The following is a 17,763-nucleotide window of genomic DNA, read 5'->3' on the forward strand; positions in this document are numbered from 1 at the left end:
TATGAATGTAACCACAGAAGAAAGTAATCAGGAAATTGTAAAACGCGTTTTTACACAGTTCTTAGAAGATAAAGGCCACAGGAAAACTCCTGAGCGCTACGCTATACTTCAAGAAATCTATGATAGTGAAGAGCATTTTGATATTGAATCCTTATATATCAAAATGAAGAATAAAAACTATCGTGTAAGTCGGGCGACGCTTTATAATACCATAGAATTGCTTTTGGAATGTGCTTTGGTGCGCAAACATCAATTTGGACAAAACCAAGCACATTACGAAAAATCATATTTCGATAAAAACCACGATCATGTCATTCTTACAGACACAGGCGAGGTGATAGAATTTTGTGATCCACGCATTCAATCCATCAAAAAAACCATCGAAGAGGTTTTTGATATTCAGATAACTAATCATTCACTATATTTTTACGGTAACCGTAAAAAAGACGACTAACTCAATTTTAAAATGGCAGTAGATTTACTACTTGGATTACAATGGGGAGACGAAGGCAAAGGAAAAATTGTCGATGTATTTACCTCTAAATATGATATTATTGCACGATTTCAAGGTGGTCCAAACGCAGGACATACTTTAGTATTTAACGGCAAAAAACATGTGTTGCATACCATTCCTTCCGGAATTTTTCATGAAGGTAAAGTGAACCTTGTTGGTAATGGTGTAGTTATTGATCCTGTTATTTTCAAAAAAGAACTTGATAAATTAGCAGAACAAAATGTTGATTATAAAAAATCACTTTGCATTTCGCGAAAAGCACATATTATTCTACCTACGCATCGCTTATTGGATGCTGCGAGTGAAGCTTCAAAAGGCAAAGCAAAAATAGGCTCTACCCTAAAAGGAATTGGTCCAACATATATGGACAAAACCGGAAGAAACGGGATTAGAGTTGGTGATATAGAATTAGCGGATTGGAAAGACAAATACAGAGCTTTAGCAGATAAGCACGAAGCCATGATTGCGTTTTACAACGTAGATATTCAATATGATTTAAAAGAATTGGAAGCGGATTTCTTCAACGCCATTGAAACTTTAAAAGGTTTGAAATTTATTGATTCTGAAGAATATGTCCACCAAGCGCAACTTTCTGGAAAATCTATTCTAGCAGAAGGCGCGCAAGGTTCCTTATTGGATATTGATTTTGGAACGTATCCATTCGTCACATCTTCTAACACAACGGCTGCAGGTGCTTGTACAGGATTGGGAGTCGCACCTAACCAAATTGGCGAGGTTTTCGGGATATTTAAAGCTTATACAACTCGTGTGGGTTCTGGACCATTTCCAACAGAATTGTTTGATAAAGACGGCGAAACAATGGCCAAGGTCGGTAACGAATTTGGTGCAACTACAGGTCGTCCGAGACGTTGTGGATGGCTAGATTTAGTGGCTTTGCGCTATGCTTGCCAAGTCAATGGTGTCACACAACTGATTATGATGAAAGGTGATGTACTTTCAGGTTTTAAAACCCTAAAAGTTTGTACAGCCTATAAATACAAAGGCGAAGAAATTACACATTTACCTTATAATATCGAAGAACAGAACGTCACACCTGTGTATACGGAAGTAAAAGGTTGGGCAGCCGATTTAACCGGAATGACAGAAGCCTCGCAATTACCGGAAAACCTGAATGCTTACGTTGAGTTTTTAGAAAACGAATTGCACATTCCTATTACCATTGTTTCTGTTGGGCCAGATCGTAAGCAGACGATTATTCGTAAAACGGTTTAATTCATTTTGTATTGATACATTTAGCATTCTAAGTGACTATTTGCAAATTATAACACTTTAACAATCCTTCTTAAGACCTCAAAGTTTCTGAAACTTGTGAGGTCTTACTAAATTACTCTGTTAAAAAAAACGTTAACACATACTAAAGCAAATCTAATAAGTGTTATTTTGTGAAAAATATATGTCTTTGAAACATTTTAAGAATTTATTAGTTCTCTTTTGCTTTTCGATTGTATTTTTTAGCAATGCTCAAGAAAAACAAACCATAACCGTCAAATACTCTGGGAACACGTCAACAGATCCAAACGTAAAAGATGGTGCTTTGGTGTTTCTTAGAGATAAATCCAAACAAGTCCATTTTATTCACAAAGGCGCTGATTTGTTTTGCGACAAAGCCGTTTACTACGAAGATCAAGATTTTATTGAAGCCTATAGTAACGTGAATATGAAGCAAGGCGATACCATAAATATGGTGGCCAAATATTTAGAATATAGCGGAAAAACACAATTGTCTATTGCCAGAGGCGATGTGGTTTTAACCGAACCGCAATCAACTTTAAAAACAGACACCTTATATTTTGACAGAGTAAAGCAACAAGCCTATTACAAGTCTAAAGGCACGGTAGTTAGGGATTCTTCAGGGACTATTACAAGTCAAATTGGTCGCTACTATACCAATACGAGCAAGTACCAATTTATAAAAGATGTGGTCCTTGTAAATCCAGATTACACATTAAACACTGAACGCCTTGATTTCTTTACTGAAAATGGACATGCCTACCTTTTTGGGCCTTCAACCATCACTGGAGAAACCAGTAAAATTTATTGTGAACGCGGTTTTTACGACACCAATAATGATATTGGTAATTTTCAGCGCAATGCAAAAATCGATTATGATAACCGAACCGTTGAAGGCGACAGTTTATTTTTTGATCACAACAAAAATTTTGCCTCTGCCACCAATAATATTACCGTTACAGATACTTTAAATAATAGCATTGTAAAAGGACATTATGCCGAAGTCTGGCGCGCCAAAGATTCCATGTATATTACCAAACGCGCCTTGGCTATAACGGTTCAAGAAAAAGATTCAGTGTATATGCATGCCGATACATTGATGGTTACTGGCAAACCTGAACACCGTATTACTCGGGCTTATTATAATGCCAGATTGTACAAAAGTGATTTAGCCGGGAAATCAGATTCCATTCACGTAGATCATAAAAACGGACTGACCCAAATGCTAAATCTCAGTAGATTTAGTTCTGATGATGCCTTTGCCATAAAACGAAAACCAGCACTTTGGAATATAGGGAACCAAATGACAGGCGACACTATCCATTTAATTTCCAATGTAAAAACCGAACAACTCGATTCCTTAAAGGTATTTGACAATGCCTTTTTAGTCAGTAAAGATACCTTGAGCGAAGATGGTTTCAACCAAATAAAAGGGCAACGCTTAATTGGATTGTTCAGGGATAATGAACTTTACAATGTGGATGTGATCAAAAATGCGGAAACCATTCGTTATTTGAGAAATGATGAGAATGAATTGATCGGCATTCAAAAGTCGAAATCTGGCAGTATCAATGTCAAAATTATTGACCAAATTGTTGACGAAGTTAGATTCATTAACCAAATTGATGGTAATATTTTTCCTGAAGATGAATTCCCCAATAGTGCAAAACGATTCAGAGGTTTCGATTGGCGCGGCGAAGAACGGCCAATGTCTGTTGAGGATTTATTTAAAGACGATCCGCCTTTAGATTTACCAATAATAAAAGGTTTGGACGATTACGTTCCACCTGAAGCTTTTATTGATGATGATGTTACAGAACGCGTTGAAGAAGCAGGAAAGGCATCACCAAATGCACCAAATAAAGCGGCGCGTAATTTGCCAAAAAAGCCATCTGTTGCACCTTTAAATTCTACGCTTAAAAAGGTAGAACCTATGAAAGCAAAACCTTTAAAACAAAAAATTGAAAAAGAACAAGATTAATTGAAATCAGACTTTTTTAAATATCAAGCCCAAACCACGCCTCATCCTTTAGCGATGGAAATTAGCCATGCCAAAGGTTCTTATATTTATGACACGAACGGCAAAGCTTATCTCGATTTTGTTGCAGGTGTTTCTGCATGTAGCTTAGGACATTCACATCCAAAAGTGGTCGATGCCGTAAAAAAACAATTAGATAAATATTTACATGTGATGGTTTATGGCGAGTATGCTCAAAAACCAGCTGTTGACCTATCAAAATTATTAGCAAAGCATTTACCAGAACCGTTAGAATCCACTTATTTAGTAAATTCGGGAACAGAAGCTATTGAAGGTAGTTTAAAATTAGCACGACGATTTACAGGACGCTCAGAAATCATTGCTGCAAAAAACGCCTATCATGGCAATACCATGGGCTCGTTGAGTCTTATGGATTATGAAGAACGCAAACAGCCTTTTTTGCCATTAATTCCAGATATAAAACATATTGCATTCAATTCTGAAAACGATTTACTTCAGATTACAGAAAAAACGGCTGCAGTAATCTTAGAAACCATCCAAGGAGGCGCTGGTTTTATTGAACCTACTGATAATTATTTAGCGAAAGTACAGCAACGTTGTAACTCAGTTGGTGCCGTTTTTATATTAGATGAAATCCAACCTGGCATTGGCAGAACGGGAAAACTGTTCGGATTTGAGAATTATAACTGCCAACCAGATATTGTGGTTACAGGCAAAGGCTTAGGTGGTGGTTTACCGATTGGAGCATTTACCGCTTCAAAAAAAATGATGGACACGTTGAGTGATAATCCAAAACTTGGCCATATCACAACCTTTGGTGGCAATCCGGTTATTGCGGCTGCAGCTTTAGCCACTTTGAAGGAAATAACAGAATCCAATCTTATGGCAGAAGCCTTGGAAAAGGAACAGTTATTCAGGCAACATCTTCAGCATAAACATATCAAAGTCATTAGAGGTCGTGGATTAATGTTGGCGGCGTTTACCGAAAATTCAGAACTTACAAATGAGGTTATTTTGAAAGCCCAAGAGCATGGATTAATATTATTTTGGTTGCTTTTTGAACCTAAAGCCATCCGAATTACACCGCCTTTGACCATTTCAAACGAAGAAATAATTAAAGGTTGCGGTATTATTAAGTCAATACTGGATACAATTTAAATATATTATAATACTTATAAACAACTACAAACCAGTTTTTTAAATTAGTTCAATTGCAGTATCATTTCAATGTTAACTACTTTGTTAAAAACATTCATTTAAAAATCGACGAAACGCAAAGTATAACTGTAATTTTATTCTCGTGAACTATTAATCCTTTTATGCAAAACAGTCACGAAGACGAAAATTTCCCTCTAACTCGATTCGAGTCCATGTTAAAGACCAATGACATTTTGTTCTTTGATTCAGCCGAATTTGAAAATATCATACACCACTATCTTGAAAATGGTAAGATTGCACTTTCTAAACGTGCAATAAAATTAGGTTTGGAACAACACCCAACATCCATCAACCTAAGATTGTTTCAAGTTGAAATATTGGTGATTGAGAATAAATTTATAGAAGCCGATGACCTTTTGGATAGACTTCATAATATTGAACCCAATAATGAAGAAATATTCATTCAAAAGGCCAATGTTTTATCTAAACAGGACGAACATCAAAAGGCTATAGACACCCTTTTAATTGCCATTGAAATGTCCAACTCGCCAGAAGATGATGCAGATTTGTATGCCTTGGTTGGTATGGAATATTTGTTTTTGGATCAATTTGAAAATGCCATCATTTATTTCAAAAAGTGCTTGGAAAGTGATACTATGGATTATTCTGCACTTCATAATATTGTGTATTGTTATGATTTCTTGAATAAAAATGAGGAAGCTATTACGTATCTCAACACCTTTTTAGACACCAACCCCTATTGCGAAGTCGCCTGGCAACAATTAGGCCGACAATATTTTGAAATTAAGGAGTATGCAAAAGCCAATGCGGCTTTGGATTTCGCCATTATTTCCGATGATACTTTTGTTGGGGCTTACTTAGAAAAAGGTAAGGTTTTAGAGAAGTTGAAACAATACGATAATGCCATTGAAAATTACAAAATCACTTTAGCATTAGACGACCCAACGTCATTTGCTCTTTTGCGTATTGGTCAATGTTATTCAAAACTTGGTCAAGAAGATTTAGCAATTCAATTTTTCAAAAAAACCATTGACGAAGATCCTTTATTAGATAAAGGCTGGATTGCGATTACCAAATTTTACATGAAACGTGTCAACTATCAAAAAGCTTTGTATTATATCAATAAAGCGGTCAATATCGATGGCGAAAATGTATTGTATTGGAAATTATATGCCACGATAAACAAACGTTTAAACTTTCTTGAAGAAGCAGAACGTGGTTACAAACGTACTTTGGAATTGGGTAATTACGAATTAGACACGTGGTTGGATCGTGCTGATATTCTGACATCTTTAGGCGAATATGAAGCTGCTATTTTTAATCTTATTCAAACTACAGAATTCTACCCAGAAAATGCTGAAATCGAATACCGTTTAGCTGGTCTTTATTTCACGGTACATCAATCTGAAGAAGGGCGTTTCCATCTTAAAAACGCTACCTGTCTTAATATTGACTACAGTTTTATTATTTCGGAATTATTTCCACAACTCACGGAAAAGCCATTGGTTAAGGCGATAATTTCAGACGCTAAAAAGATGTCGAACTAAAAAAAATCATACCTTAGCGATTCTTATTTTAAAATGGAATGCAAAGACGATTTATAGATTACTTGGTCATCACTTTTAAAGGTATAGCCATGGGAGCTGCTGATGTTGTTCCTGGCGTTTCTGGCGGAACTATAGCCTTTATTTCTGGTATTTACGAAGAACTTATTGAAAGTATTGATAAAGTTAATCTCGGGTTTTTTAAAGTTTGGAAACAGGAAGGCTTTAAACAAGCGTGGAACTCCATCAACGGTAATTTCCTATTAGCGCTTTTTTCTGGAATTGCGATAAGTATTTTATCCTTGGCAAAATTAATAAAGTGGCTTTTACATCATGAACCTATTCTACTTTGGTCCTTTTTTTTCGGACTTGTTTTAGCCAGTATTCTTTACATAGCCAAACAAATTAACGGTTGGTCTGCCAAGTTGGTGATCGCCATTATAATCACTTCTATCCTATCGTTTTACATTACGCTTGCTGAACCATTTGCCTCTCCAGACAGTCCTTTATATATGCTGTTTTGCGGTTTTATTGCTATAATCGCCATGATTTTACCAGGCGTTTCTGGCGCATTTATTTTGCTTATTCTTGGTGCTTATCAAACAGCAATTGATACGATAAATAATTTAAGGGATGGTTTGCTCACTGGGAATATGGAACTTTTTAAGGATGCATTTTTAAAATTTATATTGCTAGCGGTTGGTGCAGTGATAGGATTAAAAGTGTTTTCTAAAGCGTTGAATTGGATGTTCAAACACCATAAGAATCTTACGTTGGCCATCTTAACCGGATTTATGATTGGGTCCTTAAATAAAATTTGGCCTTGGAAAGAAGTTCTAAAAACGCGTGTAAATTCGGAAGGTGAAGTCGTAACCTTATTGGACAAAAGTATTTTACCATCGTCTTATGCTGGAGATAGCGAGCTTTTACTGGCTATTATTTTTATCATTACCGGCTTTGCTGCAATACTTATTCTAGAAAGCTTAGGCAAGCAAAAAAACAAGGTATAATGCAAAGTACCAGAACCCTTATAGATCGTATATTTTTGGTCATTAAAGGTTTGGCTATGGGAGCTGCCAATAAAGTTCCTGGTGTTTCTGGTGGTGTTGTTGCTTTTGTCGCAGGTTTTTACCAAGAATTTATTTACTCATTACAACGCGTCAATAAAACAGCTTTTAAATTTTTATTAAACGGAAGATTTAGAAGTTTCTATCGTTACATTAACGGTAAATTTTTAAGCTTACTATTCTTAGGAATGGTGGTAAGTTATTTCAGTGTTTCAAAAATCCTTGACTATCTCATTGTACACTACGAGCTTTATGTTTGGAGTACATTCTTCGGAATGATTTTAGGTTCTATATATTACATCAGCAAAGATTTTAAAGAATGGAACAGAACCACACTTTTAGCTTTAACCCTTGGCGCTATTGTGGGCATCAGTATCAGTTTCTTAGATCCTGCAACCGAAAATGACAATCTCTTTTTTGTGTTTTTTTGTGGTATTATTAGTGTTTCTGGTATGACGTTACCAGGTTTTTCTGGCTCATTTATTCTTATACTTTTAGGAAATTATGTGTTGCTTTTGGTCGATTCCGTCAATGCACTTTATGACACCATGTTCGACATTTTTAGTGGTAATTTCGAATTTATCCATAATGAAATCCGCTTGAGACTCTTAAAAGTTTTAGTGGTTTTCACATTGGGTTCTGTTACAGGCTTAGTGACATTTTCCCATATGTTGAATTATATTCTAAAACATTATAAAAATATTACATTAGCAACCATAATGGGTTTTATAATAGGCTCGCTTGGCGTGGTTTGGCCATGGAAAGAAACAGTTTACAAAAAAAACCTTGATGGTTCGCAAATTTTAGATTCTACAGGAAAGGAAATTATCATTAATTATGAGCGGTTTTTACCAGAACTCAACGCCCAAACTTACATTGCAATTGCTTATATTGCCATTGGGATCCTCATAGTTTTAGGATTAGAATGGTATGGACAACGCACAAGACAAATCAAAACTTAAATTCGGGCTCGTAGGACGGGATATCTCCTACTCCTTTTCAAGAGGTTATTTTGCCGATAAATTCGACAAGGAAAATTTGCCCTATTCCTATGTTAATTTCGATTTGCAATCCATAGACGAACTTAAAGCCATAACTGAAAATACGTCAGCCTTAACAGGCCTAAATGTAACCATTCCCTATAAAGAACAAGTCATTCCGTTGCTTGACAAATTGAATAAGGAAGCAGAAAAAATCGGAGCCGTAAACACGATTCGAATTACAAAAAAAGGAAAACTTATTGGTTATAATACCGATTTTTACGGTTTTAAAAATTCTATCGAACCACATTTAAAACCACACCATAAAAAAGCCTTAATACTTGGCACAGGTGGCGCTTCTAAAGCGATTGCTTATGCGCTTAAAAAGCTGAACATTCAATTTGATTTTGTATCCCGTTCCCATAAAAAAGGCGTTACATTTTTATATTCGGATTTAACAGAAAACATCATATCCGATTATACGATTATTATCAATTGTACACCTATTGGCACATTTCCAAAAGTTGATGATTGTCCTGATATTCCGTATTCAGCTTTAACCGAAAATCATATTTTGTACGATCTTATTTATAATCCTGAACAAACCAAATTCCTAAAAAATGGTTTTCAGAGAGGAGCAACCACAATCAATGGTTTAGAAATGCTCCGCTTACAAGCGGAAAAATCTTGGGAGATATGGTTTAATATCAAATTGGATATTTAAAACTAAGATATTTTAAGTTAATATAAATCAATAGTGTCCGAAAGAAGATGAAAGACCGCTGCGCTGTTAGATTATAGACAAAATTCTAACTGACTGAAAAACAGAATTGTAATCTTTTTACCAGTTTTATAATTTTTTCATATGCAAATGGTAAGGTATCTTGATTTAAAAACTCTTGAAAACTGGATAATACCAAAGCCTTAAGCGAACATACATTAAACAGTCAATAATGGATATATATCATAAAATATGAGCTCTAGGTTCATTTCCTTTGTAATTCTAACGGTTGTTAGTATCTTTAACCACCTATAAATAAATTGACTTATGTCTGAGAATGATAACCTGCCAAAAGCAGATGGAAAAAAAGAAGTAGAATCGACAGAAACTACGCCAACACCAGAAACGACTAGAGAAGTTGAAATCGAATCTGAAATCGAACATGAAAAAGATGCCGAAATAAAAACGGCTGACACTGAGGTTGAAACGGGAACTGAAATTGAAACAACTTCAGAAAACGTTACGGAAAAACCAAAAGATGCTAAAACTGAAGACGAAACTGATGCACAAACTGACGTAGAAACTGAAAGTGATACAGCAATCGATGAAGAAGACACCGAAACTGAAGACGAAGTCGCAGCAGTGACTAAAAAAACGTCTAACGTCGATCATGTTGATGAGATTGAAGCTTCAAACGCTGAGGATGCGGAAGATGAATCGAATGCTGAACGTCATGAGGTAGAAGAAAAGGACTACCATGCCATGAGCATGAAGGAATTGGCAACGGAATTAAACCGGTTATTGAAGCATCATAAAATCCAAACGATTTCTAAAAACGTCAATGAGATAAAATCGGAATTCAATGCCAAATTCAGTGAACTTTTAGACGAAAAAAAGGAAGAATTTATTGAAGATGGTGGCAATGAAATCGACTTCTATTACACCAACGATACCAAAAAACTGTTCAATTCACTTTATAAAGACTACAAACAATCCATTGGTGCTTATTATAAGGAACGCGAGCAAAACCTAAAGCAAAATCTTGAGGATAGATTACAAATCATAGAAGATATTAAAGGTTTGCTCAATGTGGAAGAAAACATGGGTACCACTTATAAGCACTTCAAAGAGCTTCAGGAAAATTGGCGTAATGCTGGGCCAATTCCTAGGGACAAATACAATAATGCCTGGAACACCTATCATCATCACGTGGAGCGTTTTTATGACTTTTTGCATCTCAATAATGATTTGCGAGATATGGATTTTAAGCACAACTATGATCAAAAATTAAAAATCATAGAACGTGCGGAAGAATTGGCGCAAGATGAAAACACAAACCGTTCTTTTAGAGAGCTGCAAGTATTGCACAAATTATGGAAAGAAGAACTCGGGCCTGTTGGCAAAGAGCATCGAGAAGAAATTTGGGAACGTTTCAGTAACGCCACAAAAGCGATTCACGATAAGCGTCAAGCTTATTTTGCGGATATGGACAAGGCTCATGAAAAAAATCTTGAGCGCAAAGAAGAAATCATTTCCCAAATCACAGCCATAGCAGAAGACAAAGCCAGTTCGCATAGTGCTTGGCAGAAAAAAATAAAAGAGATTGAAGCCTTAAGGGATGCGTTTTTCAAGGCTGGAAAAGTGCCTATAAAAGTTAACGAAGCCACTTGGGCAAAGTTTAAGGATGCGGTCCGGACATTTAATCGTGGGAAAAATAAATTCTATAAAGATTTAAAGAAAGATCAATACGAGAATCTAAAAAAGAAAAAAGAACTCATACAAATTGCGGAAGACAACAAGGATAGTGAAGATTTTAAAACGGTCACACCTTTGATGAAAAAAATTCAGAGCGATTGGAAAAAAATCGGTCATGTACCAAGACGCGATAGTGATAAAATTTGGAAACAGTTTAAAAAAGCCTGCAATCATTATTTTGACAGAATGCATGCGCAGCGCAAAGCACAAGACCAACACCTTTATGATGCTTTTGATAAAAAAGTAAAACTTCTTGACGATTTAAAAGCAATGGAGCTTAGCGACGATCCAAAAGCTGATGTTGACATCTTAAAATCCAAGATTTCTGAATGGAAAGACATAGGACATGTTCCTCAAAACAAACGTTACATCGATGGTAAATTCTACAAAGCCATAGATGATGCCTTTGATAAACTGAAAATGGACAAGTCTAAACTTGAGATGATTAAGTTTGACAGTAAACTTGAAAATTTGGCCAGTCCTGATGATACAAGATTATTGGATAACGAGTATAACTTTATCAAGAAACGAATGAGCGAGATTAAATCTGAAATCAATCAATTGGAAAATAATCTACAGTTTTTCTCTAATGTGAAATCAGATAATCCCTTAGTTAAGGATGTGCATAAAAATATCGCCAACCACAAAAAAGAGTTAGAAACTTGGAAGAAAAAGTTATCCAAGGTTCGTGGGATGTATAGTTAGTATGGTCAAATAGAATAAAAATATTGCATCCATTTAATGCATCAATTTTGTAGGCCAAATTCAGATCTATTCAAAAGTATATCGACTTGAATTGGAATTATGTCCTTGTTAAGAAAATAAAGAAAGTGTGCTTATTTGAGTGTTGGCATTCATTGAGCAGAACCTTTAAAAATAACAATTATGAGTAATTTAAAAGATATTAAATCAGAAATTGAAAATTATGCGAATGAGTCAAATCTGACTGAATTACAAATCGTTGAGAAACTGGAAAAATATTATTTTGACAAAAAAGTCAATGAGAATTTAAAGTTGTATAAAAAACGGAAGAAAAAAGTGAGTGAAATAACAAAAGACTTGAAAATCTCGCCACGAAAATTTTACGCCATTCTGGAAAAGAAAAAGATTGGACATAAAAAATATAAAAAATCCGAATCAATATAGATTCAACACCTGAATTTAGCCCGTTTGTGGAATCGAAAACTGAATTGAAAACCAAAACTCGAATTGATTGCGGAATTAGCAATTTGTGGAATTGCTCACTCAATCGGAATTAAAAATTTTGCGGAATAAATCGCTGACCGAATTCACTCAGACACTGGAAAATGGGAAAACGGAATTAAGCTCAATAAAAACAACGAAATGCCAACACCATGTATAATTAATTGCTAGGGCAATTGCCTGTTTTGAAAATTCCTTCGGAATTTTATCGTGTTCGTTTTTGTTTACTAAATTAGATGCTTAATCAAGTAACAATGCATTAATTCACCGTTGTGCATAATTAAAAATTACCAAATGGAATTAAATTTATCAGACATAAAAGACATTGCAGCAATTGCTAAACCATTTGTTGAACCTTTAGTGCAAACATTAATTAAACCCAAATTAGAAGCTTTAAGTGTATGGTTGAAAAAACGAAAAAACGAAAATGATTTAGTAGACCATTATTTTGAAAATAAATTCACCGAGTATTTAAATAGGTCATATCAGAACTTTTTGAATATTAACATTCTTGTACTACCAAACCAACAAATAAATATTGAGGATATTTATTTTCCTTTAACAATTTATTCTACAAGAGATAGGAAAACGGCTAAAATTAATAAAGTAAATTTCGATTTTCTCAGAAGCTATGAAAGATTACTAATTTCTGATACCGCAGGAATGGGTAAATCGACACTAATGAAATGGATTGGTCTATCATTAATAAAAGTGGAGATTCGATACCAATACTAATTGACCTAAAAAGAATTAAAACAAAAAATAAAGTAATTGATGAAATATTCAATCAACTTAATCCTATTGACAAAGATTTTGATAAAGAACTCATTTTTAAATTTTTAGAATTAGGTAGTTTCACAATTCTATTTGATGGCTTTGATGAAATTGAATATGACGAACGTGAAAGTGTTATTTCCGACTTGAAATCTTTTGTGAGTAAAACATATAAAAACACTTTTATTTTAACCTCGAGACCAGATTCTGCGTTGTCAAGTTTTGGAGACTTTCAAATGTTCCATATTAGACCTCTGAGAGAGGATGAGTCTTTTAACCTTATAAAAAAATATGACAGTTTAAGCGGCTATGGTATTGCTAGTAAATTGATTGATGAAATTGAAAACAAACCGTCACAGATTAAGGAGTTTTTAATAAATCCCTTTTTAGTATCATTACTTTATAAAACTTATTCTTATAACAAGGACATACCTTCAAAAAAATCGACATTTTATGATGAAGTATATACCTCATTATATAAACATCACGATTTATCTAAGGACGGTTTTGAAAGAAATAAAAAATCAGGTCTTGATATTCACGATTTTAGAATTGTATTAAGGCAATTGGCTTTTGATACTGCTAAAGCTATAAAGGTTGAATACAATTATTCTGAATTAGTAAAGTTTCTTAAACAAGCTAATAACAAGTGTATTGGTATTGACTTTAAAGAGATTAATTATATAGAAGATTTAGAATCGAACGTACCTCTCTATGTCAAGGAAGGTAATTCATTGAAATGGGCACATAAATCTATTCAAGATTATTTCGCAGCAGAATTCATAAGTAGCTCAAAAGATAAAGAGGAAATAATACAGCTTATTTTTGATTCACATAAAGATAATTATCTCAACATCCTAGATTTTCTCTACGAATTAGAATATGAAATATTCAGAACTCAAATAATATTAAAACTAATTACAGACTTTATTGAATATTGTGAAAGTAGCTACTTAGAGTTTAGTGATTACAAAAAGACACTTTTAAGAGAAAGACAAGCAATTAATTATGGAGTGTCCTTTGATATTTTTAAATGTGAAAGTCAAGTAGATTTTCCAGAAGCAGAGAATAAATTTAAAAAGCATGTTACTGATTTCAATTTCAGTTCTATTACTAAAACTACACATAAAGAAAATGAAGCAACTTTTAGATTTTTTGGAACAAATTTCAACCAGGAAATAATTAATATTTTGGGTAAAAAATCAGAACCATTATTCATTGAATTAAATCGAAAACCAGAAAACCAAATTGACGATTCTTTTATTTCAGAAGTTCCACTTGTTTTAAATGAAGATTCAAAAAATATTGCGAATACAAAAAGAAATTTTAAAAAGACAAACGATATGGTTCTTTCATATCGTTACAGAAGTAGAACTGCTTCCCAACTTTATTTACTAGACTATAACAAATGTGTCAAACTAAAAAATAAAATATTGAAAGAAATAGATGATAAAAAACGTGACAATTTAAAAGGAATATAACTATGCACAACAAAGTACTGTGATACAAATAAAATCCCTTTAATTTTTCACTAGCGCACTTTTATATTCCGCATCGTTTATCATTCTAAGTTTAGCTATTGCAAAGTAGTTTGTGACACACCGCTATCAATGCCGGTTTTTTGCTCTATCCCTTTAGCTGGTCCAAGTTTTTAGCTTGTACCTATTTATTTACAAAATAGAGACATACTCGTGATACCAATACTCACAAAAATCAACTTCAAAATAAAATATCTAAGAGAGATTCATGCCTACGCAGGAATTTTAAATATCAAAACCCATTTGTTTCAACAAATGGGTTTTGCCCTAACTAAACTAAATTAACCTTAATTACAACCGCTTAAAATAATAATTAAGATCTCCTACTAAGATTATAAAAGCGCGTTTGCTTTTATATAGAGTATTTACGCACAGAATTTAGTTTTGGATGTTTCGTGCTGATATTTTTTTCAAAATTTAAATAATACTTACAAGCAAGTCGATGATAACCATAGGTTAGGCGCCTATTATCTAGATATTATTTATCCATAGAAAACTGATAATTTGAAAATAAAATGGAAAACTAGCACAGATTTAGACAAAAACACTAATTCTTGCTAATCTGAAAATTTTTCATCGGATTTAAAATAGAGATTAGCTGCGCTGAACCTAAAGGTTTGTCTGCGTTCGCAGGAATTTTTAGAGCAGTTTAGCCTCTTCCCAAAACACATCCATTTCCGTGAGTGTCATGTCTTTTAGAGATTTGTCTAAATCTTTGGCCTTAGCTTCAAGATACTGGAAGCGTTTAATGAATTTTTTATTGGTACGCTCTAAGGCGTTTTCAGGATTTACTTTTAAAAAGCGTGCATAATTTATCATTGAAAACATCACATCCCCAAATTCGCTTTCAATCGCATCTTGGTCGCCTTTAGCGATTTCAGCTTTTAATTCAGCTAACTCCTCTTCTACTTTTTCAAATACTTGTTCAGGTTCGTCCCAATCAAAACCAACACCAGCGACTTTGTCTTGTATTCTGCTGGCTTTCACCATAGCAGGTAAGCTTTTTGGCACACCTTCGAGTACACTTTTCTTACCTTCTTTTAACTTCAGTTGTTCCCAATTGCGCTTAACGTCTTCTTCGCTTTCAACTTTCACATCGCCATAAATATGTGGATGGCGATCTATCAATTTATCGCAAATACAATTGCAGACATCTGCAATATCAAAATTGTTAGTTTCGCTTCCAATTTTTGAATAGAAAACAATGTGCAAAAGCACATCTCCCAATTCCTTTTTTACCTCGTCCAAATCATTGTCGAGAATGGCATCACCAAGTTCGTAAACTTCCTCAATAGTAAGATGACGCAAAGATTCCATGGTTTGTTTCTTGTCCCAAGGACATTGCTCGCGCAACTCGTCCATGATATGCAACAAACGCTCAAAGGCTTTTAATTGGGAGGTTTTATCAGACATTAATTTGGTTTAAAATATTCTCGATACAATTTTGTTCTGAATGTTTTCAGAACAAAATCACTCGAACTGACGCATGCTTTATTCTTCCTCAGAAGACGTGTCTTTATCTTCTTTTGGTTCTTCAAGTGCACCTAACAAATCATTTTTTTGAAGTAAGTTGTACCATTGCACCACTTTTTTAATATCTGAAGGATACACGCGATCTTCGTCATACTCTGGTAATACTTCAAAGAAAAATTCTTCTAAAGTATCTTTTCCATCTTTATGGCTAATGGATGTCGGTTGTCCGTTTTCCTTTTCTTTAACCTTTTTTAGAACTTCTCTCAAAGGTACTTCTTCAGTCAACGTATAAATAGCGATTTCACTGAGAATACTGATATTACTGTGTGCACCAACTGTGATACGTTTTTTATCAATTAACGATTCTACAACAGCACCTGTTCTGGTCTGTGTAACAATTTTGTATAATCCTGGTTTCCCAGAGATGGATAATATTTTGTCTAAGCTCATATATATGGTATTAGCGCTTTCTGCTCATGGCAGGAAAACGCATTCTGTAATCTATTTTAATTTTACCTTTAGAAATGTTGTTCAAACGTCCTTTTATTAAACGTTTTTTGAAAGATGATAATTTATCCGTAAATAAAATACCCTCAATGTGGTCGTATTCATGCTGAATCACTCTCGCAATTAACCCATCATATTCTTCAACATGTGTATCAAAATTTTCATCTTGATATTGAATTTTTATTTTTGGCTGCCTAAACACATCTTCCCTTACTTCTGGAATGCTTAAACAACCTTCATTAAAAGCCCATTCATCGCCTTCTTCTTCCAAAATTTCAGCATTAATAAATGTCTTTTTGAAATTTTTCATCTGTTCTCTTTCTTTCTCAGAGAGGTCTTCATCTTCTGCAAAAGGACTTGTGTCCACCATAAACATACGAATCGCCAAACCAATTTGAGGTGCAGCCAAACCAACGCCATACGCACCATACATGGTTTCGTACATGTTTTCTATTAACTCATTTAGCTTCGGATAATCTTTATCAATGGTTTTTGCTTTTTTCCTTAAAACAGCATCACCATAGGCAACGATTGGTAAAATCATAATTCGTTTATTTTCGGCTGCAAAAGTATTAAATTTCAATAATTAAATTCCAAATTCCTAGGACTAAATTCAATAGTACTTTCTTACAGATACACAGAGCCGCAATGTTTAATTACTATAATCCTTTTATTTTACATTTTTTTCTGGACACTGAGACTGCGACTGAGACTACTTCCACCTACTGTACGCTTGAAAGATAACTTTGTAGAATCAAAGTCGCACTAATCTCATCAATCAAGGCTTTATTTCGTCTCTGCTTTTTCTTTAAGCCACTATCTATCATGGTTTGAAACGCCATCTTCGAGGTAAAACGCTCATCAAAACGATCTACTGGAATTTCAGGAATAGCCTTTGCTAATTTTATCAAAAATTTCTGAATATAAACTTCACTTTCAGAGGCTGTATTATTCATGTGTTTAGGTAAGCCCACGACCATTATTTCGACGTTTTCCTTAGATACATAATCTTTTAAAAAATCCAGAAGATCTTTAGTGTCAACGGTTGTGAGGCCTGACGCAATAATTTGCATTTCGTCCGTGACCGCTAAACCTGTGCGCTTCGTACCATAATCTATGGCTAAAATTCGTCCCATAACTGCGAAGATACTGTAATAGTTGTTTTATTTAAAATTGGGATAAAAAAAACGCTTCCTAAAAAAAAGGAAGCGTTTGGTAAATACCATTCTAAGCAAATTGATTTATACGATATTATTCC

General features: G+C 34.2%; 16 protein-coding genes. 12 read left to right on the top strand and 4 right to left on the bottom strand.

Going from position 1 to position 17,763, the window contains the following annotated elements:
* Window position 1 precedes the first annotated feature (1 nt).
* The 12 genes from HM987_RS12495 (at window position 2) to HM987_RS12550 (ending at window position 14,468) form a co-directional block, all read left to right on the top strand.
* Entirely contained in the window at window positions 2-454 is a 453-nt protein-coding gene (locus tag HM987_RS12495) for a Fur family transcriptional regulator (RefSeq protein ID WP_179008399.1), read from the top strand.
* 12 nt (window positions 455-466) lie between these two features.
* Complete coding sequence (locus tag HM987_RS12500) at window positions 467-1,747, top strand: adenylosuccinate synthase (RefSeq protein ID WP_179008400.1); 1,281 nt, start codon at window positions 467-469, stop codon at window positions 1,745-1,747.
* A gap of 181 nt (window positions 1,748-1,928) precedes the next feature.
* Window positions 1,929-3,746, top strand: a complete 1,818-nt coding sequence (locus HM987_RS12505) for an OstA-like protein (RefSeq protein WP_179008401.1) — start codon at window positions 1,929-1,931, stop codon at window positions 3,744-3,746.
* A complete protein-coding gene (locus HM987_RS12510; RefSeq protein WP_179008402.1) occupies window positions 3,747-4,922 on the top strand; it encodes an aspartate aminotransferase family protein in 1,176 nt (391 codons plus the stop codon). It abuts the gene before it with no gap.
* A 161-nt stretch (window positions 4,923-5,083) separates the two neighbouring features.
* Window positions 5,084-6,490, top strand: a complete 1,407-nt coding sequence (locus tag HM987_RS12515; RefSeq protein WP_179008403.1) for a tetratricopeptide repeat protein — start codon at window positions 5,084-5,086, stop codon at window positions 6,488-6,490.
* A 38-nt stretch (window positions 6,491-6,528) separates the two neighbouring features.
* Window positions 6,529-7,497, top strand: a complete 969-nt coding sequence (locus HM987_RS12520; RefSeq protein ID WP_179008404.1) for a DUF368 domain-containing protein — start codon at window positions 6,529-6,531, stop codon at window positions 7,495-7,497.
* Entirely contained in the window at window positions 7,497-8,516 is a 1,020-nt protein-coding gene (locus tag HM987_RS12525) for a DUF368 domain-containing protein (protein ID WP_179008405.1), read from the top strand. Before HM987_RS12520 ends, HM987_RS12525 begins: the two co-directional genes overlap by 1 nt.
* Entirely contained in the window at window positions 8,485-9,258 is a 774-nt protein-coding gene (locus HM987_RS12530) for a shikimate dehydrogenase family protein (protein ID WP_179008406.1), read from the top strand. The genes HM987_RS12525 and HM987_RS12530 overlap by 32 nt, the downstream gene beginning before the upstream one ends.
* 324 nt (window positions 9,259-9,582) lie before the next feature.
* Window positions 9,583-11,715: a DUF349 domain-containing protein gene (locus tag HM987_RS12535; RefSeq protein WP_179008407.1), complete on the top strand. Its 2,133-nt coding sequence runs from the start codon at window positions 9,583-9,585 to the stop codon at window positions 11,713-11,715.
* A gap of 180 nt (window positions 11,716-11,895) precedes the next feature.
* The gene (locus tag HM987_RS12540; RefSeq protein WP_179008408.1) at window positions 11,896-12,156 is read left to right on the top strand and encodes a hypothetical protein; all 261 of its coding nucleotides are present in this window, start codon (window positions 11,896-11,898) and stop codon (window positions 12,154-12,156) included.
* A gap of 351 nt (window positions 12,157-12,507) precedes the next feature.
* A complete protein-coding gene (locus HM987_RS12545; RefSeq protein ID WP_179008409.1) occupies window positions 12,508-12,948 on the top strand; it encodes a hypothetical protein in 441 nt (146 codons plus the stop codon).
* Window positions 12,900-14,468, top strand: coding sequence for an NACHT domain-containing protein (locus HM987_RS12550; protein ID WP_179008410.1), 1,569 nt, complete (start codon window positions 12,900-12,902; stop codon window positions 14,466-14,468). Before HM987_RS12545 ends, HM987_RS12550 begins: the two co-directional genes overlap by 49 nt.
* 696 nt (window positions 14,469-15,164) lie before the next feature.
* On the opposite strand, the gene mazG is transcribed toward HM987_RS12550, so the two are convergent.
* From mazG to ruvX, 4 genes are all read right to left on the bottom strand, one after another.
* Complete coding sequence (mazG, locus tag HM987_RS12555; RefSeq protein ID WP_179008411.1) at window positions 15,165-15,938, bottom strand: nucleoside triphosphate pyrophosphohydrolase; 774 nt, start codon at window positions 15,936-15,938, stop codon at window positions 15,165-15,167.
* A 78-nt stretch (window positions 15,939-16,016) separates the two neighbouring features.
* Window positions 16,017-16,448, bottom strand: a complete 432-nt coding sequence (locus HM987_RS12560) for a DUF5606 family protein (protein WP_179008412.1) — start codon at window positions 16,446-16,448, stop codon at window positions 16,017-16,019.
* Between the two features lie 10 nt (window positions 16,449-16,458).
* The gene (def, locus tag HM987_RS12565; protein WP_179008413.1) at window positions 16,459-17,049 is read right to left on the bottom strand and encodes a peptide deformylase; all 591 of its coding nucleotides are present in this window, start codon (window positions 17,047-17,049) and stop codon (window positions 16,459-16,461) included.
* A 178-nt stretch (window positions 17,050-17,227) separates the two neighbouring features.
* On the bottom strand, window positions 17,228-17,641 hold the full coding sequence (gene ruvX, locus HM987_RS12570) for a Holliday junction resolvase RuvX (protein WP_179008414.1): 414 nt from the start codon (window positions 17,639-17,641) through the stop codon (window positions 17,228-17,230).
* Window positions 17,642-17,763 lie beyond the last annotated feature (122 nt).

The sequence above is a fragment of the Winogradskyella forsetii genome, from assembly GCF_013394595.1.
Taxonomy (GTDB): domain Bacteria; phylum Bacteroidota; class Bacteroidia; order Flavobacteriales; family Flavobacteriaceae; genus Winogradskyella; species Winogradskyella forsetii.

What these genes read in the sequence shown, in the direction of transcription:
- HM987_RS12495 (WP_179008399.1), top strand. Translation starts at nt 2, where the DNA reads ATGAATGTAACCACAGAAGAAAGTAATCAGGAAATTGTAAAACGCGTT.
- HM987_RS12500 (WP_179008400.1), top strand. Translation starts at nt 467, where the DNA reads ATGGCAGTAGATTTACTACTTGGATTACAATGGGGAGACGAAGGCAAA.
- HM987_RS12505 (WP_179008401.1), top strand. Translation starts at nt 1,929, where the DNA reads ATGTCTTTGAAACATTTTAAGAATTTATTAGTTCTCTTTTGCTTTTCG.
- HM987_RS12515 (WP_179008403.1), top strand. Translation starts at nt 5,084, where the DNA reads ATGCAAAACAGTCACGAAGACGAAAATTTCCCTCTAACTCGATTCGAG.
- HM987_RS12520 (WP_179008404.1), top strand. Translation starts at nt 6,529, where the DNA reads ATGCAAAGACGATTTATAGATTACTTGGTCATCACTTTTAAAGGTATA.
- HM987_RS12525 (WP_179008405.1), top strand. Translation starts at nt 7,497, where the DNA reads ATGCAAAGTACCAGAACCCTTATAGATCGTATATTTTTGGTCATTAAA.
- HM987_RS12530 (WP_179008406.1), top strand. Translation starts at nt 8,485, where the DNA reads ATGGACAACGCACAAGACAAATCAAAACTTAAATTCGGGCTCGTAGGA.
- HM987_RS12535 (WP_179008407.1), top strand. Translation starts at nt 9,583, where the DNA reads ATGTCTGAGAATGATAACCTGCCAAAAGCAGATGGAAAAAAAGAAGTA.
- HM987_RS12540 (WP_179008408.1), top strand. Translation starts at nt 11,896, where the DNA reads ATGAGTAATTTAAAAGATATTAAATCAGAAATTGAAAATTATGCGAAT.
- HM987_RS12545 (WP_179008409.1), top strand. Translation starts at nt 12,508, where the DNA reads ATGGAATTAAATTTATCAGACATAAAAGACATTGCAGCAATTGCTAAA.
- HM987_RS12550 (WP_179008410.1), top strand. Translation starts at nt 12,900, where the DNA reads ATGGATTGGTCTATCATTAATAAAAGTGGAGATTCGATACCAATACTA.
- mazG (WP_179008411.1), bottom strand. Translation starts at nt 15,938, where the DNA reads ATGTCTGATAAAACCTCCCAATTAAAAGCCTTTGAGCGTTTGTTGCAT.
- HM987_RS12560 (WP_179008412.1), bottom strand. Translation starts at nt 16,448, where the DNA reads ATGAGCTTAGACAAAATATTATCCATCTCTGGGAAACCAGGATTATAC.
- def (WP_179008413.1), bottom strand. Translation starts at nt 17,049, where the DNA reads ATGATTTTACCAATCGTTGCCTATGGTGATGCTGTTTTAAGGAAAAAA.
- ruvX (WP_179008414.1), bottom strand. Translation starts at nt 17,641, where the DNA reads ATGGGACGAATTTTAGCCATAGATTATGGTACGAAGCGCACAGGTTTA.